General features: G+C 70.3%; 15 protein-coding genes. 7 read left to right on the top strand and 8 right to left on the bottom strand.

Annotation, left to right across the window (positions count from 1 at the left end):
- Positions 1-152: 152 nt before the first annotated feature.
- Positions 153-2,930, top strand: a complete 2,778-nt coding sequence (locus ABZ953_RS38065) for an AAA family ATPase (protein WP_361733886.1) — start codon at positions 153-155, stop codon at positions 2,928-2,930.
- Positions 2,931-3,096: 166 nt separating this feature from the next.
- Positions 3,097-4,407: a class II 3-deoxy-7-phosphoheptulonate synthase gene (locus ABZ953_RS38060; RefSeq protein ID WP_361733902.1), complete on the top strand. Its 1,311-nt coding sequence runs from the start codon at positions 3,097-3,099 to the stop codon at positions 4,405-4,407.
- Between the two features lie 77 nt (positions 4,408-4,484).
- Here ABZ953_RS38060 and ABZ953_RS38055 read toward each other — a convergent pair whose 3' ends face one another.
- Positions 4,485-5,945 carry an NDP-hexose 2,3-dehydratase family protein gene (locus ABZ953_RS38055; RefSeq protein WP_361733884.1) on the bottom strand — a complete coding sequence of 487 codons (1,461 nt, stop codon included), beginning with the start codon at positions 5,943-5,945 and terminating at the stop codon, positions 4,485-4,487.
- A 256-nt stretch (positions 5,946-6,201) separates the two neighbouring features.
- On the opposite strand from ABZ953_RS38055, the gene ABZ953_RS38050 reads away from it, so the two are divergent.
- From ABZ953_RS38050 to ABZ953_RS38035, 4 genes are all read left to right on the top strand, one after another.
- Positions 6,202-7,182 (top strand): Gfo/Idh/MocA family oxidoreductase, encoded by a 981-nt coding sequence (locus tag ABZ953_RS38050; RefSeq protein ID WP_361733882.1) that lies wholly within the window; start codon positions 6,202-6,204, stop codon positions 7,180-7,182.
- Positions 7,183-7,204: 22 nt separating this feature from the next.
- Entirely contained in the window at positions 7,205-8,506 is a 1,302-nt protein-coding gene (rfbH, locus tag ABZ953_RS38045) for a lipopolysaccharide biosynthesis protein RfbH (RefSeq protein WP_361733880.1), read from the top strand.
- Positions 8,507-8,547: 41 nt separating this feature from the next.
- The gene (locus ABZ953_RS38040; protein WP_361733878.1) at positions 8,548-9,783 is read left to right on the top strand and encodes an acyltransferase; all 1,236 of its coding nucleotides are present in this window, start codon (positions 8,548-8,550) and stop codon (positions 9,781-9,783) included.
- A 137-nt stretch (positions 9,784-9,920) separates the two neighbouring features.
- Positions 9,921-11,015 (top strand): Gfo/Idh/MocA family oxidoreductase, encoded by a 1,095-nt coding sequence (locus ABZ953_RS38035; RefSeq protein ID WP_361733876.1) that lies wholly within the window; start codon positions 9,921-9,923, stop codon positions 11,013-11,015.
- A 206-nt stretch (positions 11,016-11,221) separates the two neighbouring features.
- Here the strand turns inward: ABZ953_RS38035 and ABZ953_RS38030 are convergent, their stop codons facing one another.
- From ABZ953_RS38030 to ABZ953_RS38015, 4 genes are all read right to left on the bottom strand, one after another.
- Complete coding sequence (locus ABZ953_RS38030) at positions 11,222-12,403, bottom strand: macrolide family glycosyltransferase (RefSeq protein ID WP_361733874.1); 1,182 nt, start codon at positions 12,401-12,403, stop codon at positions 11,222-11,224.
- A 10-nt stretch (positions 12,404-12,413) separates the two neighbouring features.
- Entirely contained in the window at positions 12,414-12,692 is a 279-nt protein-coding gene (locus ABZ953_RS38025) for a ferredoxin (RefSeq protein ID WP_361733872.1), read from the bottom strand.
- A complete protein-coding gene (locus ABZ953_RS38020) occupies positions 12,689-13,891 on the bottom strand; it encodes a cytochrome P450 (protein ID WP_361733870.1) in 1,203 nt (400 codons plus the stop codon). Before ABZ953_RS38020 ends, ABZ953_RS38025 begins: the two co-directional genes overlap by 4 nt.
- Positions 13,892-14,142: 251 nt before the next feature.
- On the bottom strand, positions 14,143-15,639 hold the full coding sequence (locus tag ABZ953_RS38015) for an MFS transporter (protein ID WP_361733868.1): 1,497 nt from the start codon (positions 15,637-15,639) through the stop codon (positions 14,143-14,145).
- A gap of 84 nt (positions 15,640-15,723) precedes the next feature.
- Between ABZ953_RS38015 and ABZ953_RS38010 the strand changes: the two genes are divergently transcribed.
- Positions 15,724-16,143, top strand: coding sequence for a helix-turn-helix domain-containing protein (locus ABZ953_RS38010; protein WP_361733866.1), 420 nt, complete (start codon positions 15,724-15,726; stop codon positions 16,141-16,143).
- A 61-nt stretch (positions 16,144-16,204) separates the two neighbouring features.
- Here ABZ953_RS38010 and ABZ953_RS38005 read toward each other — a convergent pair whose 3' ends face one another.
- The 3 genes from ABZ953_RS38005 to ABZ953_RS37995 are packed head-to-tail and all read right to left on the bottom strand — an operon-like array spanning position 16,205 to position 19,624.
- Positions 16,205-17,818 (bottom strand): bifunctional 3-(3-hydroxy-phenyl)propionate/3-hydroxycinnamic acid hydroxylase, encoded by a 1,614-nt coding sequence (locus tag ABZ953_RS38005; protein ID WP_361733864.1) that lies wholly within the window; start codon positions 17,816-17,818, stop codon positions 16,205-16,207.
- The gene (locus tag ABZ953_RS38000) at positions 17,815-18,588 is read right to left on the bottom strand and encodes an arylamine N-acetyltransferase (RefSeq protein ID WP_361733862.1); all 774 of its coding nucleotides are present in this window, start codon (positions 18,586-18,588) and stop codon (positions 17,815-17,817) included. Before ABZ953_RS38000 ends, ABZ953_RS38005 begins: the two co-directional genes overlap by 4 nt.
- Positions 18,581-19,624, bottom strand: coding sequence for an acyltransferase domain-containing protein (locus ABZ953_RS37995; RefSeq protein WP_361733901.1), 1,044 nt, complete (start codon positions 19,622-19,624; stop codon positions 18,581-18,583). The genes ABZ953_RS38000 and ABZ953_RS37995 overlap by 8 nt, the downstream gene beginning before the upstream one ends.
- Between the last annotated feature and the right edge of the window lie 11 nt (positions 19,625-19,635).

The following is a 19,635-nucleotide window of genomic DNA, read 5'->3' as shown; positions in this document are numbered from 1 at the left end:
CGAGCTCTTTGGACTCATCCCTTCCGATTCATAGGAACCATTGCCCCCGCTTACTCAATGGGCGCCGAGTTCCCGATCAATGGGTGATACCCCCACATCATGGCGAGCGTCTCAGGAACATGTATGGGCGCATTACTCATGGGGGTATCCGGATGAAGCTGGTCGAACGGGAAGAGCAATTGACGTGGCTCGACACCCTGCTGGCCGACACCGCGTCGGGGCACGGCTGCGTCGCCCTGCTCGACGGGGCTGTCACCTGCGGAAAGACCGAAGCCCTGCACGCCTGGGGCGAACGGGCCACCCGGTCCGGCGCCCTATTCCTGCACGCGTCCTGCCATCGCGCGGAAAGCGCTGTTCCCCTGGGCGCACTGCACCAGCTTCTCGACAGCACACTTCTGCCGGACACCCTCACCGAGAAGGCATCCGCGCTTCTTGGCGACGGCTCCGCACTGGCGGCCACCACGGCGGGAAACCCTTCCGCCGAGACTCGACTGGGCCTTGTTCTCAATGGGCTGTGCCAGCTCCTGCTCGAGCTCTCCCTGTCCGCACCGGTGGTCATCGGCGTCGACACCGTGCGCCACGCGGACCAGGTGTCGCTCGACTTCCTCCTGCGCCTCGTCCGGCGACTGCGCAAGGGCCGCGTACTGCTCGTCCTCACCGACGACACCGGACTGCTGCCCGCGCATCCGCAGCTCCACGCCGAGCTGTTGCGCCAGCACTACGCGCACCGCATCCGGCTCGCCCCGCTCTCCCTGACCGGCGTCCGCAGCCTCCTGGAGCAACACCTCGACGCCGCCTCCGCCGAGGCCCTCGCCCCGGCCTTTCACACCGTGAGCGGCGGCAACCCGCTGCTCACCCGCGTCCTCGCCGAGGACCACCTGGAGTCCGGCAAGCCCCGTGCGCAGGGCTTCGGCCTCACCTACCTCAGCTGCCTGCACCGCGGCGAACCGGTGATGCTGCAAGTCGCCCGCGCCCTCGCGGTGCTCGGCGACGGCGCGGCGGCCGGTGACCTCGGGCAGCTGCTCGGCATCGACTCCGACCTGGTGTCCCGCACCCTGCGCGCCCTGTCCGACGCACGGCTGCTCGACGGCGCCGCGTTCCGCCACCCGCTGGCGCAGGGCGCCGTTCTCGACGACCTGCCCGCCCAGGAACACGCGGAGCTGCACCGGCGCGCGGCACGGCTCCTGCACGATCAGGGCGCCGCGGCCGTCCGCGTGGCGCGGCACCTCGTCGCGGCCGACCACGCGCAGACCCCCTGGGCGGTCGGCGTGCTCCTCGAAGCCGCGGAGCACGCCCTGCTCGACGACAGCTACGAGTCGGCCGCGCAGTGCCTCAGCCTCGCCCACCGGTCCAGCACCGACGATGCCGAACGGGCCTCGATCCGGTCCCGCCTCGCGCACGCCGAATGGCAGTACAGCCCGTCCGCCGCGGGCCGGCACCTGGCCCCGCTGACCGCCGCGGGACGGGCTGGACTGCTGGACCAGAGCCAGAGCATCGACCTGGTGCGCCGGCTGCTGTGGCTCGGCCGCAAGGAGGAGGCCGGCGACGTCCTGGACCGGCTGCGCAGGCCGAGCGGTGACCCGCGCATGGAGGAGGAGGCCGCGCTGCGGGACACCGAGCGCTGGCTCGCCTACGCCCATCCGCCGCTGGCCAGGCGTCGGCAGATGCCGGTGATTCCGTCCCAGCGCGGCACCCTGGTCACCCCGCGCACCGAGCCCCAGCTGCAGGCGACGGCGCTGCTCTCGGACGGCCTGGTGCACGGCAAGAGCACGAGCCTGGTCGACCGTGCCGAGCAGGTGCTGCGCGAGCAGCGGCTCGGGGGGACCACCAGCTGGAGCGAGGAGGCCGCGTTCGCCGCGCTCCAGATCCTCACGCAGGCGGAGAAGCTGGATCTGGCCGCCGGCTGGTGCGACAGGCTGCTTCAGGACGCCGGCAGTCGCTCGGCCGGCACGTCCCGGGCGCTGTACTCGGGAGTGCGGGCCCACATCGCCCTGCGACAGGGCGACCTGCCGACCGCGGTACGGCACGGGCAGGCCGCGCTGACGTATCTCGCCCATCAGTCATGGGGGGTCGCGGTCGGCCTCCCGCTGGGCACGCTGGTCCTCGCCGCGACGCGGATGGGCGACTACGAGGACGCGGCGAAGTATCTGACCCGGGCGGCTCCCGAGGCCGCCTACGAGAGCCACTACGGCATCCACTACCTGCACGCCCGCGGCCACTACCGGCTCGCGACCAACCACGTGCACGCGGCGCTCGCCGACTTCCTGGCCTGCGGCGAGCTGGTGCGGCGCTGGGGCCTGGACAACGCGGGCCTGGTGCCGTGGCGCACCAGCGTCGCCGAGGCCTGGCTGCACCTGGGCAACCAGGACCAGGCCCGCCAGCTGCTGCACGAGCAGCTGGGCCGGGCGGGCAGCGACCGGTCGCGGATGCGGGCGCTCGCGCTGCGCCTGCTCGCCACGACCGTCCCACCCCGCAGACGACCACAGCTGCTCACCGAGGCACTCGACCTGTTCGAGGCATCGGGCGACCGCTACGAGCAGGCCCGGGTGCTCTCCGAGCTGAGCCGGGCCTACTACGCGGCGGGGGACAAGCAACGGGCCAGGATGCTGTTCCGGCACGCCCTGTACAGCGCGGACAAGTGCGGGGCCAAGCCGGTGGCACAGGAGCTGATGGCGGTCTCCGACCCCGCGGGGGCCCGCCCCGGCGCGCCCACCGACCAGAGCGACGGCGTCGCCACGCTCACCGACTCCGAACGCCGCGTCGCCTCGCTCGCCGTGATGGGCTACACCAACCGGGAGATCGCCGACCGGCTGTACGTCACGGCGAGCACCGTGGAACAGCACCTCACCCGCGTCTACCGCAAGCTCAACGTCCGGCGCCGCAAGGACCTGCCGGTCGAGCTGTGGGCCGACGTCAGCAAGACCGCGTGAGATGACCGCGCGCCCCGACCGCGCGCCCCGACCGCGCACCGCACCGCACCCGATCTGCCCGCCCGCCATGGACAACTCCGAGACAGGTGGCCCCGTGTCCCTTGCCCCTCCCCTCTCTCCCTCACCCGGCGACCCTCCCACCGTTGCTCCGCCCGGCGAGCAGCCGCTGCCGGAGCCATTACGCACCCGCCTCGAGGAGGCGCTCGCCCGGCCCGCGGCCCAGCAGCCCGCGTGGCCTGACCCGGCCGCGGTCGAAGCGGCCCGCGGCGCGATCGCGGGCGCGCCCCCACTGGTGCTGCCCGCCGAGGTCGACGGCCTGAGCTCGCGCCTTGCGGAGGTCGCACGCGGCCGGGCCTTCCTGCTGCAGGGCGGCGACTGCGCCGAGACGTTCGCGGGCAACACCGAGCGTCATGTCCGCGCGAACGTGCGCACCCTGCTCCAGATGGCCGTGGTGCTCTCGTACGGCGCCGGGCTTCCGGTGGTCAAGGTCGGCCGGATCGCCGGGCAGTACGCCAAGCCGCGCTCGGGCAGCGTCGACTCCCTCGGTCTGCCGGTGTACCGGGGCGACATCGTCAACGGCTTCCTGCCGACCCCGGGCGACCGGATCGCGGACCCCGGCCGGATACTCCAGGCCTACGCGAACGCCGGCGGCACGATGAACCTGCTGCGGGCACTGACCGGCCCCTCGGGAACGGCCGGGCTGCGTCACGCGCACGAATGGAACAAGGACTTCGTGCGCTCCACCCCGGCCGGCTCCCGCTTCGAGCAACTGGCGCGCGAGATCGACCAGGGCGTCGGCAACGACGTCGACGCCCTGTACGACCCCGAGGTCCACGCCAGCCACGAGGCGCTGCTGCTCGACTACGAGCGGCCGCTGCTGCGCGCCGAGGACGGCCGCCTGTACGGCCTGTCCGGGCACTTCCTCTGGATCGGCGAGCGCACCCGTCAGCTGGACGGCGCCCATGTGGCGTTGGCGGAGCTCCTGGCCAACCCCATCGGCCTGAAGATCGGGCCGGGCACGTCACCGGCCGAGGCGATGGAGTACGTCGAACGGCTCGACCCGCACGGCACGCCCGGCCGGCTCACGCTGATCACCCGGATGGGCAGCGCCCGGATCCGCGAGACGCTGCCGCCGATCGTGGAGCGGGTGACCGCGTCGGGCCACGAGGTGGTGTGGCAGTGCGACCCGATGCACGGCAACACCCAGGAGGCACCCAGCGGTTACAAGACCCGGCACTTCGATGACGTGTCCGACGAGGTCCGCGCCTTCTTCGAGATCCACCGTTCGCTCGGCACCCATCCGGGTGGTCTGCACGTCGAGTTGACCGGCGACGACGTCACCGAGTGCCTGGGCGGTGCCCGGCAGATCTCGGACGAAGACCTCGCGGACCGGTACGAGACGGCCTGCGACCCCCGCCTCAACCCGGAGCAGTCCCTCGAACTCGCTTTCCTGGTCGCGGAGTTGCTGCGCGGCTGAGCTCGCACCCTTGCGGCGCACCAGTGCCTCCCGGCGGTCGTTTCACCGGGAGGCGCTCGCGCGTACGGGCGCCGCGGTCAGGCCGTGTCGGACCGGCCCACCAGGCTGTGCGCACAGGCGATGAGGCTGCGGGCCTCCACGTTGACGTAGTGGCTGTGCCGCAGCAGGCCGACGAGCTGGTGGAGGGTGAGCCAGCGGAAGTCGGCCGCGTCCTCGGGCTCGTACGCCTCGTCGGCCTCGATCACCAGGTACCGGTTCCGCGCGTGATAGAAGCGGCCGCCCTCCTCGGAGAGGAGGCTGTCGTAGCGGATCCGTGCCGGGTCCGCCTCCAGGATCTCCGTCAGGAACCGCGGGCGGGCCGCGGCCGGCAGCACCGCGTAGTTGCCCGGCGTGGCCTGGACGGTCGGTGCGAGTTCGACGACGTCCAGATGCCCGGGCTGGATGCGGGCGTTGACGAGCGCGTGCAGCACTCCGTCGATCCGTTTGACGAGGAAGGCGTTGATTCCGACACCCACCGGCTCGACCACCGGCTGGGTCCAGCCGGTGATCTCGCGGTGACCTGCCTTCACGGAGATGCCGATCACGTTGAAGAACTTGCCGGTCTCGTGCGAGAGGGCGTGGGAGGTGCGGTGCCAGTGCTCGACGCTCTCCAGGGGCACGGTCCGGGTCCGCACCACCGCACGGGCCTTGGCCTCGGTGATCCAGCTGAGGATCTCGCCGGTGGTGTGCAGGGCACCCTGTTCGTCGCTGCACGAGCGGATCACCGCGGCGCCGAAGGAGCGCGGCCGCAGCGGGAAGACGGTCGCGAGGTCGGCGCCGGAGAAGGGCAGACAGGACAGGACGGTGCGGGAGTCCATGTTGACGATGTCGTCGCCGCCGAGGAGACCGTGCAGCTGACCCAATGTCAGCCAGCAGAATCCATCGAGGAGTTTGACGTCCTCGGTCACCTCGACGACGATGTTGCGGTTGCGCTTGTGGTAGAACCAGGCGCCCTGCTCGGACTGGAGCACATCGGCGATCACTTGGTGCCGTGCGGTGTCCTGGAAGTACTCCACGTACGGAACGGGATTGCCGCGGTGCACCCGTGTGTAGTTGCTCCGGGTGGCCTGGACCGTCGGGGAGAGCTGGACGCCGTTGTGGTTCCCCGGCTCGTTCTTGGCCTGCATCAGGCAGTGCAGGACGCCGTCGAACTCCTTGACCAGGATGCCCAGGATGCCGATCTCGGGCTGGCTGATGATCGGCTGCGTCCAGGACGGCACGGCCGCCCCCGGGATCTCCACCGACAGGCCCCGCACCGCGAAGAAGCCGCCGCTGTCGTGCACGAGGTCACCGGTGCCCGGCTCACTCCCCCAGCCCACCAGGGCGTCGAAGGGGATACGCGCCACCTCGGCCACGTCGACGGCTCGGCGCCGGGCGAACCAGCTGTGGAACCCGGGCAGGTCCATGACCCCCTCGGCCGCCAGCGCGGACTCCGTGATGCGCACCGCCAGTCGCTGATCCGGCGTTCGCAGCTGCACCGCGGCCGATGTGCCGGACATAAGAACTCCTCAGTGTCATTTCGGGACGCAGTCGATCCACTGCGACCACTATGAAAGAGCCTCAATAGAAATGCCGGAACATGCCGCCAACTTAGGGGGCGGATAGGGGCTTTCATCGGCACCGGCCGAGCTCGACAGGGGTTGACACCCCATGGAATTCACCGCCTACGATCGCCGTGCAACCAGAATGAATTCCACATCGGAATTCGCATTGCCGAGGCGCGGGAATTCCCGGTCCGCCGGGTGGAGGTCACAGGTGTCGACAAGTCCGTTGAGGATCGGTGTGCTCGGCTGCGCGGGGATCGCCTGGCGGCGCATGCTCCCCGCGATCGCGGCCGGGGAAGACGTGGTGCTGACCGCCGTGGCCAGCCGCGAAGGCGCCAAGGCACGGCAGTTCACGGACCGGTTCGGCGGTGAGCCCGTGACCGGCTACGACCGGCTCCTGGAGCGCGCCGACGTCGACGCGGTGTACGTACCGCTGCCGGCGATGCTGCACACCGAGTGGGTCGAGCGGGCGCTGCGGGCCGGCAAGCACGTCCTGTCCGAGAAGCCGCTGGCCACGACGTACAAGGACGCCAGCACCCTGGTCGCGCTGGCCGAAGAGCGCGGTCTGGTCCTCCTGGAGAGCTTCATGTTCCTGTGCCACTCGCAGCACGCCCGGGTGCGTGAGCTGGTGGCTCAGGGCGTGATCGGAGAACTGCGGTCCCTGACTGCCGAGTTCGCCTTCCCGCAGAAGTCCGGGGACGACATCCGCTATCTGCCCGACGTCGGCGGCGGGGCGCTGACCGACATCGGCGTCTACCCGGTGCGCACCGCGCTGCTCCACCTCGGCACGGATCTCGAGGTCCTCGGCGCCTCCTCGCACTTCGACGAAGCCCACGGTGTCGACCTCGGCGGAGCCGCCCTGCTGAGCCGTAGCGACGGGGTGAGTGCGCAGCTGACCTGGGGCATGGAGCACTCCTACCGTTCCCGGTACGCGCTGTGGGGCAGTTCGGGCCGCATCAGCGCCCACTGGGCCTACACACCGCCGCCCACCCACTCCCCCGTGCTGCGCATCGAGCGCCAGGACCGGGTGGAGGAGCTGACGCTGCCGGCCGAGGACCAGTTCGGCAACGTCGTGAGGGCGTTCGTCGCGCGCGTACGGGACGGGGTGCCTTCGGGGCTCGAAGGTGAGTCCGTGCTGGCCCAGGCAGACCTGGTCGACCGAGTGCGGGAACGTGCGCTCGCGCGCCCGTGACCGCTGACCCGATGGGGATTCGATGAGCAGCAGTGACAAGGATCTGATCCTGGAGAGCGTGCGCAAGTACCACCGCGCGCAGGAAGCGGGGCGCCGCTTCATACCGGGCGAGACGCCCATTCTGCCGTCCGGTGCGGTGTTCGACGAGGACGACCGGGCGGCGCTGGTGGAGGCCGCGCTGCAGATGCGGATCGCGTCCGGGCCGAGCGCGATCCTGTTCGAGCGGAAGTTCGCCCGACTGCTCGGTCGGCGCAAGGCGCATCTGACCAACTCCGGTTCGTCCGCGAACCTGTTGGCGCTCAGCGCGCTGACACAGCGGGAGCTCGAGGAGCGCCGGCTGTTGCCGGGCGACGAGGTGATCACCGTCGCGGCGGGCTTCCCCACCACGGTGAACCCGATCGTGCAGAACCAGCTGGTCCCCGTCCTGGTCGACGTGGACCTGTCGACGTACAACACGACGGCCGACCGGGTCGCCGAGGCGATCGGGCCGCGTACCCGCGCCATCATGATCGCGCACGCGCTCGGCAACCCGTTCCCGGTCGCGGAGATCGCCGAACTCGCCAAGCAGCACGGTCTGTTCTTCGTCGAGGACAACTGCGACGCGGTCGGCTCCTTCTACCAGGGCAAGCCCACCGGCAGCTTCGGGGACTTCGCGACGTCGAGCTTCTACCCGGCCCACCACCTCACCATGGGTGAGGGGGGCTGCGTGGTGACCGACAACCTGGCGCTGGCCCGCGTGGTCGAGTCACTGCGCGACTGGGGCCGGGACTGCTGGTGCGAGCCTGCCCAGAGCGACACCTGCCACAAGCGGTTCTCGCAGCAGCTGGGCGGCCTTCCGCACGGCTACGACCACAAGTACACGTTCTCGCACATCGGTTACAACCTGAAGACCACCGACCTCCAAGCCGCCCTGGGGCTCGCCCAGTTCGAGAAGCTGCCCGAGTTCGGCGCGGCCCGGCGACGCAACTGGCAGCGGCTGCGCGAGGCCCTGGACGGGGTCAAGGGACTGCTGCTGCCCGAGCCGACGCCCGGCAGCGACCCGAGCTGGTTCGGCTTCGTGCTCACCGTCGCCGAGGACGCGGCGTTCACCCGCGCCGAGCTCATCGACTTCCTGGAGTCACGCAAGATCGGCACGCGGATGCTGTTCTCCGGGAACCTGGCCCGTCAACCCGCCTACCAGGACGTACGGTTCAGGACCGTCGGCTCGCTGCGCAACAGCGACATCATCACCGAGCGGACCTTCTGGATCGGCGTCTACCCCGGCATCACCAACGAGATGATCGATTACGTCGCCGACTCCCTCAAGCACTTCACGACGCGATGACCGGCTCACCGGACGCCCCCGAAGCGAAAGGCGGCACAGAGATGGCCGCGTCACCCGACCCCCTGGTCACCGCGGCCCCCTACGAGCGTCCGGCGGCCCTTCCCTCGCTCACCGGCCTCAGGTTCTTCGCGGCGATGCTGGTGTTCCTGGTCCACGGCACGCTGCTCGCAAACCCGCTGAAGCCGACCTCTCCGGTGACCTTCTTCGAGGACCAGGACATCGCGCGGCACCTCGCCGACTTCTTCGCCCCGGCCGGTGCGATCGGCGTCTCGTTCTTCTTCGTGCTCAGTGGCTTCGTGCTGACGTGGTCGACGAAGCCCGGGGACCGGCCGACGGCCTTCTGGCGACGGCGAGCCCTGAAGATCTACCCCAATCACCTCGTGACCTGGGCCCTTGGCATGTGGCTGTTCGCCGCCGCCTACACCCCGACGCACGCCTGGCTGTCGAACCTCTTCCTCGTCCACTCCTTCACCTCGCGTCCGGACACCTGGGCGAGCGTCAACCCCCAGGCCTGGACGCTCTGTTCGGAACTGCTCTTCTACGCCCTGTTCCCGCTGCTCATCCTGTTCGTGCGGCGGATCAGGGAGGGCCTGCTGTGGGCGTGGGCGGCCGCCATGGTCGCAGGCGTCGCCGGGGTCACCGTGGTCACGACGCAGCTGATCCCCGGTGCGCCGTCGACGCCGCTGCTCGACCTGTCGATCGAGCAGCAGTGGTTCAGTTACGCCTTCCCGCCGCCGCGGCTCTTCGAGTTCGTGCTCGGAATGCTGTTGGCGAGGATCGTGGCCGCGGGCCGCTGGGCCCGGATCGGCCTGCTCCCCTCGACCCTGGTCATGGCGGCGGGGTACGCCGCGGCGATCGCCGTACCCGACCCGTACGACTTCAGCCTCACCACGATCGTCCCGATCAGCATGATCATCTGCGCGGCCGCCGCCGGAGACCTGCGGGGCTCGGGCAGCCGGCTCGGCGGCCGCACCATGGTCTGGCTGGGCAACGTCTCCTTCGGTTTCTACCTGGTCCAGGGCGTGGTGATCTTCTACGGACGGCCGAAGGTGGCCGGTGACGGCACCTACGGCACCCTCGCGGCCTGCGGGCTGCTCCTCGCCCTGTTCCTGGCGACGCTGCTGGCCGGCTGGCTGCTGTACGTGCTCGTGGAGCGGCCGGTGATGCGTCGCTGGAGCCGCAAACGAACCGCTGCCGCCCCCGGTCCGGCACCGTCACCGGCACCGGTACCGGTGCCGCGCGACAGCGGCCGGCCACCGGTCGACGAGCGCGCCTGATGCCCGTGCCCCGGACACCGCCCCCTCCGCATTCGGTGTCCGGGGCACTCCCATGTGCCTGAGTGCACATGGATGTGACCGCATACGGGTGTGATCGCATGGTGACAACAGCTTTGTGTGTACGGAGAGGTGATGACATGTCAGACAAGATTCGCGTGGGCGTGATCGGGGCGAACGCCGAGCGGGGCTGGGCCGCTGCCACCCATCTGCCTGCCCTGGCCCATCTGCCGGGCATCGAGCTCGCCGCGGTTGCCACGACCCGGCCCGAGGTCGCCGCACGGGCGGCGGGGCACTGGCGGGTCAAGCACTTCGCCGATCCGCAGGAGCTGATCGCCCATCCCGGGGTGGACCTCGTCACGATCGCGGTGCAGCTTCCGGCGCGGGGCGATCTGGTGGCCGAGGCGATCGCGGCGGGCAAGCACGTGTACTGCGAGTGGCCGCTGGCCGCCGACGCCCACCAGGCCGCACGGTACCGGGACTTGGCGGAGCGGGCCGGGGTGCGGCACGCGGTGGGGCTGCAGGGCCGGCAGCACCCCGCGGTGCGGCTGCTGCGGGATCTGGTGGCGCAGGGCACGATCGGCGAGGTGCTCTCGGCGTCGCTGGTGTACTCGGCGTCCACCCCGGGCGGCAACTTCCTGCCGCAGCGCTACGGCTGGCTGGCCGATCGGGACAAGGCGGTCAACACGCTGACGATCGTCGGCGCGCACGCCCTGGACATGTTCCGCTGCGCGGTCGGCGACTTCACCGAGCTGTCGGCGACGCTCGCCACCCGCACCCCGGACATGGTGATCGCCGAAACCGGCCGGCAGGTGACCGTGACCTCCCCCGACCAGGTGCTGGTCCAGGGCGAGCTGGCGTCCGGCGCGGTCGCGACGGCGCAGATCCTCACCGGCGGTCTCCAGGGGGGCGGCCAGCGCATCGAGGTGTACGGCAGGGACGGACGTCTCGTCCTCGACTCGCAGAACGCCTCCATCTCCGGGGCCGAGCTGCACGTGAGCAGGGCCCGTACCGAGCACGATCTGACCCCGATCCCCCTCCCCGACGCCTACCGCACGGTCCTCGCGGACGCCCCGCCGGCGATCCGCAACGTCGGCCGGGTGTACACGGAGCTTGCCGATGCGATCCGCAACGGCGGCACGGCGGAGCCGGACTTCGGCACGGCGGTGGAGCTGCACCGTCTGATCGACACGATCAACGAGTCGGCCGACGCGGGGCGCCGCGCCAAGGTCTAGCAGACGCGTCGACCGCGCGCGGCGTTGTCGGCCCCCGGGACTCGTTCTCGGGGGCCGACGTCGTGAGCCGGGCCGAACCGGCTGGTGGAGGCGGCCGGGACGCGGTGTACAGGGAGTCCGCACACGCTCAAGGGGTTGCCCTCCACCGCTTCGGGATGGCAACCCCTCGGGATCATCCGGCCGTGCTCAGCGCGTGCTGGCCGTGCTCAGCGCGTAGGTGACGTCTCCGCCTCGATCACGTCGGCCGCCCGACGCGTGCCACCCGCCCCGGCCGTGTGCTGCCGCATCGCCTCCATGCGGGACGGCAGGCCGGCGTCGGCCGACAGCTCACGAAGGGTCGTGCGCAGCCGTTCGGCGTCGTACTCGTCCGGCGGGATCAGCCGGCCGAGGCCCAGTTCGGCGATGCGTGCCGCGTTCGGCTCGACGTCGAGCCACTGCGGGACCACCACGAGCGGGACCCCCGCGAGGAGGGACTCCATGACGCTCCCGGTGCCGCCGTGGGTGATGAACACCGAGGCCTGGTCAAGGACTTGGCGGTGCGGGACCCAGCGGTGGATCTCGACGTTCGCGGGCAGCGGGCCGAGGTCGGCGATGTCCACCTTGTCGCCGACGGACATCACCGCATGCCACTCCAGGCCGGCGAACGCCTCCACCCCGGCGCGGAAGAAGTCGAGGTTGCCGTTGTGCACGGTGCCGAGCGAGACCAGGGCCAGCGGCCTGCCGTCGCCGGGCGGCGTCCAGTCGCCGAGGAAGTTCCGCTCACCCAGGCAGGGCCCGACGAAGGCGAACCGGTCGTCGAAGGTCTGCCCCTCGTACTGGAAGTCCCGCGTCAGATACACGATGTTGCGCTTCTCGGGCCCTCGCCTGGTCCACAGGAAGTCGTCCAGCGGCCCGGCGAGCCCGTGCGCCGTGAGCAGTGCCTCGGTCTCGGCCACCGGATCGGTGAGCGTGAAGCCCTCGGCGCCCTCAAGCATCTTGGCGATGAAGGAGAAGTGCTCGTTGAAGGCGAAGCTCGGTGTGGACTGGACGGCCGGGCGGCCCCACTTGCGGGCGAGGACCCGGCCGGCCTGGAACGCGGCCTCGTCATAGACGACGACGTCCGGCCGGCCCGCACCGTAGTGCGCCTCGATCGCCTTGAGCATGGCGATGTTCTCCCGCAGGAAGACGGCGGGCGCACCGCCCGACTCCGGCTTGCCCACCAGTTCCAACGGGTTCACCGACGGGTAGGTCAGGACCTCGGCCCCCGTGGCCCGTACCGTATCGGCGAACTCGTCGACCGTGACGTAGGTGACGGCGTGCCCGCGGGCGGTCAGCTCGGCGACCACCGCCAGGGTCGGGAACACATGGCCGCGGGCGGGGATGTTGACGAACAGAATGCTGCTTGCCATGTCTCGCTCTCTACTGTTCGGGGGCCAGCACCGCGCCCGTTGCCAGGTCGGTCACCGTCAGGGCTTCCCAGGGGCAGCTGTCGGCCGCGTCCCGCACCCTCTCGTCGGGCTCGATCCGCTCCTCGACCGGCCGCGACTTGCGGTCCTCGATACGGAACCGGCCGGGGGCGATGCCCACGCAGATCGCGGAACCGCCGCAGACGCCCCGGTCCACGTGGACCGACCAGCCGGACTCCGGTGTCCGGCCTGCGGGGTCTTCGGCGGCTCGTCGTGCGCTCGGGCCGCTCACCAGGTGACCAGCAGCTCGCTGGGGCCGCGGACCACGCGGTCGCGCCGCCACGGCACCTCGTCCGCCGGGATCGCCAGCCGGAGGTTGGGCAGCCTGCGCGTCAACGTGCCGAGCGCTACCTGGAGTTCGACGCGGGCGAGCGGTGCGCCCAGGCAGTGGTGCACACCGTGGCCGAAGGCGATGTGGGGGTTCTTCGCCCGGTCCAGATCCAGTTCGTCGGCGTGCTCGAACACGGACTCGTCGCGGTCGGCGAGCAGCGGCAGGATCACCACGGACTCGCCCTTGCGAATGGTCTTGCCACCGACCTCGATGTCCTCCAGCGCGACCCGGGCGTTGTCGGCGCCCACCGGCATCGGCGTGTGCCGCAGCAGCTCCTCGACGGCCTGCGGGACCATGTCGGGCTCGTCCACGAGCCGCTGCCAGTAGCCCTCGTGGGTCAGCAGCTGATAGGTGTGGCTGCCGATCTGGTTCGCGGTGGTCTCGTGGCCGGCGGCGAGCAGCGTCACCGCGAGCACGATCAGCTCCTGCTCGCTGAGGCGGTCGCCGTCGTCCCTGGCCTGGATGAGACCGGTCAGCAGGTCCTCGGTGGGAACCTCCCGGCGGCGTGCGATCAGCCCCGCCATGTACTCCATGAGGTGGTTGAAGGCCTCGCCCATCTCCTCCGGCGAGGTCTCCGTGCCCGTGGACAGCGCGATGCCCGTCCAGGTGCGGAAGCTGTCGCGGTCCTCCTCCGGAATGCCGAGGAGTTCGGAGATGACGCGCACGGGGAGCGGCCAGGCCACGATCTTGGCGAGGTCGGCGGGCTGTCCTGAGGCCAGCAGCTCGTCGATGAGCTCGTCGACCATGACCTGGATTCGGGGGCGAAGCTCCTCGATGCGTCGCACGGTGAAGGCCTTCGAGACCAGTTTGCGCAGTCGCGTGTGGTCCGGCGGATCCATGCTGAGGATGTTCTCGGACTCCATCGGCGGCCGCAGCCGCGGCATGTCGTTGCCGACCGTGACCGCCCGGCTGAAGCGGTGGTCGGCGAGGATCGCCTTGATGTCGTCGTAGCGGGTGGCCAGCCACGCCTCGCCGCCGTGCGGCATCGTGACGCGGGACAGCGGGTCCTCGCGCCGCAGTTCCGCATAGCGCGGATGGAGGTCGAGCCGCTCCGGAGGGCCGAACGGATAGCTGGGCGCGGGGTGCTCTGCAGTCGTCATACCGACTGGATCCCTTCGGGTGCGTACGCATCGACATTGCGGAAGAACGGCTGAAACGCTACTGGGCGCAAGGGAATTCGCCATCCCCTATTGACCCCCTCAAACCAGCTCGGACCTCGCGGAACTCCATCGCGCCCGCCCTGTTCGGGAATGGCGCGGCCCGGAAATGACCGGAGCGCCCGGCGCGTACCTGAGTACGTCGCCGGGCGCTCCTCCGGCCTACGGGGGAAGACCGGGTCAGGGGGCCGCAGTTACGGGTTCGGCTGCGGGGCGGGGACCGCGATGTCCCCCGTTTCGGGGGTGGCGGCGTCGGCAGGTCCGGTCTCGGCGGCGGCCTTGGGGGCGCGCAGGACCACTGCGGCGAGCGCGATGCCGACCACCATGAGCGCGGCGGCGATGAGGTAGGCCAGCTGGTATCCGCCGGTCACCGCCTCGGGGATGCTCTTGCCGTCGCGGGCCAGGGAGTCGCGGCGGGAGCCCGCGAGGGCGGCGAGGACCGCGACACCGAGCGCGCCGCCGATCTGCTGCGTGGTGTTGACCAGGCCCGAGGCGAGGCCCGAGTCGGCCGGCGTGGCACCGGACATGGCCAGGCCGATGACGGCCGGCAGCGCGAGGCCCGCGCCCACACCGAGCAGGATCACCGAGGGCAGGACGTCCACCGCGTAGGAGGCGTCCACCGGGAGCCGGCCGAGGAGCGCGAGGGCGATGGTCGTGGCGACCATGCCTGCGAGCAGTACGGCGCGGGGCCCGAAGCGGGTGATGAGCTTGGCCGAGTAGCCGAGCGAGATCACGGCGATCACGATGGGCCCCGGCAGATAGGCCATGCCGGTCTTGACCGAGCTGTATCCGGCCACGGACTGCAGGTACAGGGCGAGCAGGAACTGGAAGCCGAAGAGGCCCGCCACGAAAAGGATCATGACCGCGTTGGAGCCGGAGAGGTAGCGCGAGCGGAAGATCCGCAGCGGCAGCAGGGGGGTGCCCGCCTTGGCCTGGCGCAGGACGAATCCGATGAGCAGCGCGATGGCGAGTCCGCCGAAGCCGAGCGTCTGGGCGGAGCCGATGCCATCGCTCTCGATCTGGTTGATCGCGTAGACGAACAGCATGAGGCCCGAGGTCACGAGGAACGCGCCGATGAGGTCCGCACCGGCGCTGAAGCCGAGGCCCTCGTCGGGGTCGAAGAGCCGGACGGCGGCGATGACGATGACCGCGCCGATCGGCACGTTGATGAAGAAGATGGAGTTCCAGCCGGCCGCCTCGGTGAGGAGACCGCCCGCGATGACGCCGATGGATCCGCCGGCCGCGGCGACGAAGCTGAAGATGCCGATCGCCTTGGCCGTCTCACGGGGTTCGGTGAACATCGTGACGATCATGCCCAGGGTCACCGCGCTCGCCATGGCTCCGCCGACGCCCTGGATGAACCGGGCGACGATCAGCACTTCCTGGGTCGTCGCGAGACCGCACAGGAGAGAGGCGGCGGTGAAGAGGGTGATTCCGCCCAGGAAGAGCCGCTTGCGCCCCAGCAGGTCGCCGAGCCGACCCGAGATCAGCAGCAGGCCGCCGAACGCGATCATGTAGGCATTGACGAGCCAGGCAAGGTTCGACTGCGAGAAGTCCAGTTCCTTGCCGATCGTCGGCAGTGCCACGGTGACGACACTGCCGTCCAGGACGATCATCAGCGTCCCCGCGCAGAGTGTGTACAGCGCCAGCCAGCTCTTGCGGTCGGCCGGGGCGGCCGTATCGGCAGCCATGGATAACCTTCTTTCGCTAAGGTAACGACTTGTTACGGGACTCATCATGTGTGACTCTGAAGGCGGGCGGAAGGAGGCACTTTTATGTCCCAGGGGAACAACGCTGTGACCGTCGAGGTCCAGGCGCCGCAGGGCGGCGAACACGATGCGGCGGCGTGCACGGTGCTGCAGGTTCTGGAGCGCGTCAGCGGCAAGTGGGCCATCGGAATCCTGCTGGAGTGCGCGCAGGGGCCGCGGCGCTTCACCGAGCTGGAGCGGGCGGTGAAGGGGATCAGCCGACGCATGCTGACGCTCACGCTGCGCAACCTGGAGCGGGACGGCCTGCTCACCAGGACGGTGTACCCGACCGTGCCGCCCAAGGTGGAGTACAGGGCGACGCCGATGGCGCTCGAGCTGTACGAGTCGCTGGTCTCGCTCGCATCGTGGGCGGAGCGTCACCGCTCCGAGATCGCCGACGCGCGCAGCGAGTACGACCGGAGCTCCGCCCTCGACACGGTGGTCTGAGCCGGGTCCCGCACGGACAGGGCCAGGTCCGTGAGGGCAGCCGACTCCGGCCGTACGACGCTCAGGTGGCGGCGGCCGCCATCAGTCGCGCGACGAGCCCGTCGACCAGTTCGGCGAGCCCGGGGGCGTCGTCGGCCGCTCCGTACACGTAGAAGTCGGGCCGCACGAGGAGCGCGCGCGAGGCGGTGCGGGTCAGGTGGTCCAGGTGGACGCCGCCCTCATCGGTGACGTCGGCCCCGTCGGCGGCCAGCACGCCGTCCGGAATCAGCCGTACGGTACGCACCCCCAACTGCGCGAGTGTGCGCAGCCGTTCGCAGTCGATCAGTTCCCCGACGGGCTCCGTGGTGAACAAGGTGAAGCCGGGTCCGATGATTTCGTCGAACCGTCCCGCGCGGCCGTTGTGCACCACCCTGCCCTGCGGCCCGAGTTCACCGGCCGGTGCGATCGGGGCCCCCTCCGAGTCCCGGTGAAGCAGCCCGCCGGTGAGCTTCTGCACGGCCGGTTCGCGCGCGGTCCGGCCGAGCCCCCGCTCCCGCGTCGCGATCATGATGGTGTCGCGGTCCTTCGCGGCCTTCGGGTCGGTCTGGCAGATGATCCGCCCCAGCTCCATCGACATGGTGATGGCGTGCTGGACGTGCGCACTGCGCTCCGTGGTGTACGTGTCGAGCAGCGTCTCGGCGGCACGTCCGCCGAGGACCAGTCCGAGTTTCCAGGCCAGGTTGGCGGCGTCGCGGAAACCGGAACACATGCCCTGGCCCGCGAACGGCGGCATCAGGTGAGCCGCGTCGCCCGCGAGCAGCACTCTGCCCACCCGCCACTCGGTGGCGTAGCGGGCCTGGAAGGTGTAGACGGCATGCCGTTCCAGCGTCGCGTTGCCGGGCGTGATGCCGAACAGGTCGAGGAGCTTCCAAGCGTTCTCGGTTCGGCCGAACGCTTCGGCGGACTCCCCGGGGACCCGCATGAACTCCCAGCGGCGGTGGCCGGGACCCGCCGACACCTCGGTCCTGGGCCGGGCCGGGTCGCAGACCTGCAGGTTGTTGGGGCGGAACTCGCGCGGCCCGTGCAAAATGACGTCGCAGGTGAGCCAGTCGTTGGAGAACCCCAAGTCCTTCACGCCCACGCTGACGGCACCGCGCACAAAGCTGTTGGCACCGTCGCAGCCGATCACCCAGCGGGCCGTGAACTCGCCCCGCCCTTCGGGCCCTTGCACGGTGAGACTGACACGGTCGCCCGAGTCGGCCAGGTCGACGACCTCGTGCCCGCGCAGGATGCGCAGCCCGGGAAGCGACTCGGCACGGGCGGCCAGCGCCTCTTCGAGGGCGGGCTGGTACATGGATGTCGAGTCGGGCCAGCCCGAGCGCCCCACGTCGTCCACATCCACGTGGAAGAGGACGGTGCCCTCACCGTTGCGCCAGGTGTAGTCACGCGAGGACTCGCCGAACACGTCGATGAAATCGCCGACCCCGGCCGCGGCGAGGATACGGGCCGACTCCCCGTCGAAGGAGACGGCCCTCGGCATCGGATAGGGCCGGGGCCACCGTTCAAGTACCGTGACTCTTCTGCCCTGTTGGGCCAGCAGGATGGCGGTGACGAGACCGACGGGGCCGGCGCCGACCACCAAGACGTCCAGGAGGTCCGCGCCGTCCGCCGAGACCGCCTCCGTCCCCCCGTTCACCGGCAGCTGCCCAGGATGTCGGTCACGGCGGCGTCGAACTCGGCCTGGTCGACGAGGCCGCGCACGGTGTCGTGCCCCCCGTCCACGGTGAGCAGGCGGCGGCCGATCAGGATCCTCTGCCCGGTCTCGAAGGCCCGCCCGCGCACGACCGTGCCCGCACCGGCCAGCTGGCGGGCGAAGGCGACGAGGTCCGGCGTGGGGTCGGCCCATTCGGCGAAGTCGCGGGGCCGGGGCCGGAAGCGGTACACGGCCTGCCAGTCACCGACCTGCCCCTTGCGCTGAACGACGTGGTAGCCGTCCGTCTCGACGACCCGGAAGTCGTTGCCGTACTGGTGCTGCACCTCGCCGTTCAGCCGCAGCGGTTCCAGATAGGAGGGGCCGACGAAGCCGACGTCGGTGAGGACGGTCTCGCCGTCGAGCCGTACGAACCCGAAGACATGCTCCAGATCCGGGCCGAAGCTGCCGTCCATCTGCCGTATGCCCGCCGCGAACGTCCCTGTCTCAAAGCCGAGTTGCTCCAGAAGCGCCCGGAACAGCCCGTGCAGTTCGTAGCAGACCCCGCCCCGGCCACCGACGATCAGCTCATCGAAGGTGGTATCCGTGTCAATGTCCACGCCCTCCCACAGGGAGGTGCCGTTCCCGGTATTGCGGGAGCTGTCGTACGGCACGGTCATGAGGTGCTTCTTGTGCAGCGCGCGCAGCGTCTGCCAGTCGGCACCGGTCGGCCCGCTGTGATCGAGGGCCTTGAGGTAGCGGTCCACATCAAACACGGCTCTGTTCCTCCCTGTTGAGAAGCTCGTCGTTGGTGGTCGGTGCGCCGTCGGCGCAGAGGTCGTTCAGGTGCTTGGCGAGTGCGGCCGGGGTCGGGTGGTCGAAGAGCAGCATCAGCGGCAGCTCGAACCCGGTCGTCTCGGAGAGCCGGTTGCGCAGTTCCACCGCGGTCAGCGAGGTGAAGCCCACTTCGAAGAAGACGCTGCCCGGCTCGACGGGGGCGGCGTCCTCGTGTCCGAGGACGGCCGCTGCCTCGGCCCGCACCCGCTCCAGGAGTTTCGCCTCCCGCTCCTCGTCGGTGAGTCCGGCGAGTGTGCGGCCGAGCGGCGCGGTGCTCTGGTCGTCGTTCTCAGTGTCCGTCATCAGATCCTCCAGCGGAGCCGATCGTTTCGTGGGTGTGCTGTTGAGCCAGTAGCGCTGGTGTTGGAAGGCATACGTCGGCAACTCCACCCCAGCACCCCGCGGCTCGGGCAGTACCGCCGACCAGTCGACGTCCACCCCCCGCACCCACAGCCCCGACACCGACGCCACGAACCGCTCCAGCCCACCCTCACCACGCCGCAGGGAACCCCCCACCACAGCAGACACACCCTCCGCCCGCTCCACCACATCCTGCACACCCGTCACCAGCACCGGATGCGCGGAAGACTCCACAAAAACCCGGAACCCCTCCCCGACCAACGCCTCCACCGCATCCCCGAACCGCACCGCCTGCCGCAGATTCCGATACCAGTAACCCCCACCCAACCGCTCATCACGCACCCACTCCCCATCCACCGACGAGAAGAACGGCACCACCGGAACCCGGGCCCGCACCGAACCCAACAACCCCGCCAACTCCCCCTCCAACACCTCCACCTGCGACGTATGCGAGGCATAATCCACCGCAATCCGCCGCACCCTCACCCCCCGCTCCGCACCAAAAACCAGCAACTCCTCCAACGCCACCGGATCACCCGCCACCACCACCGACGACGGACCATTGACCGCCGCCAACTCCACCCGGCCACCCCACCGCCCCAACCACCCACCCACATCCCCCGCGG

Origin of the sequence: Streptomyces sp. NPDC046465, assembly GCF_040646035.1 — a bacterium.
In the GTDB taxonomy this organism is placed as follows: domain Bacteria; phylum Actinomycetota; class Actinomycetes; order Streptomycetales; family Streptomycetaceae; genus Streptomyces.
The sequence above is the reverse complement of the archived record's forward strand: the minus strand, read 5'-3'. Positions and strand labels throughout refer to the sequence as shown.

Excerpts from the sequence above, each read along its gene's own strand:
- ABZ953_RS38065 (WP_361733886.1), top strand. The coding sequence starts at position 153 with ATGAAGCTGGTCGAACGGGAAGAGCAATTGACGTGGCTCGACACCCTG.
- ABZ953_RS38055 (WP_361733884.1), bottom strand. The coding sequence starts at position 5,945 with ATGTCCGGCACATCGGCCGCGGTGCAGCTGCGAACGCCGGATCAGCGA.
- rfbH (WP_361733880.1), top strand. The coding sequence starts at position 7,205 with ATGAGCAGCAGTGACAAGGATCTGATCCTGGAGAGCGTGCGCAAGTAC.
- ABZ953_RS38040 (WP_361733878.1), top strand. The coding sequence starts at position 8,548 with ATGGCCGCGTCACCCGACCCCCTGGTCACCGCGGCCCCCTACGAGCGT.
- ABZ953_RS38035 (WP_361733876.1), top strand. The coding sequence starts at position 9,921 with ATGTCAGACAAGATTCGCGTGGGCGTGATCGGGGCGAACGCCGAGCGG.
- ABZ953_RS38030 (WP_361733874.1), bottom strand. The coding sequence starts at position 12,403 with ATGGCAAGCAGCATTCTGTTCGTCAACATCCCCGCCCGCGGCCATGTG.
- ABZ953_RS38020 (WP_361733870.1), bottom strand. The coding sequence starts at position 13,891 with ATGACGACTGCAGAGCACCCCGCGCCCAGCTATCCGTTCGGCCCTCCG.
- ABZ953_RS38015 (WP_361733868.1), bottom strand. The coding sequence starts at position 15,639 with ATGGCTGCCGATACGGCCGCCCCGGCCGACCGCAAGAGCTGGCTGGCG.
- ABZ953_RS38010 (WP_361733866.1), top strand. The coding sequence starts at position 15,724 with ATGTCCCAGGGGAACAACGCTGTGACCGTCGAGGTCCAGGCGCCGCAG.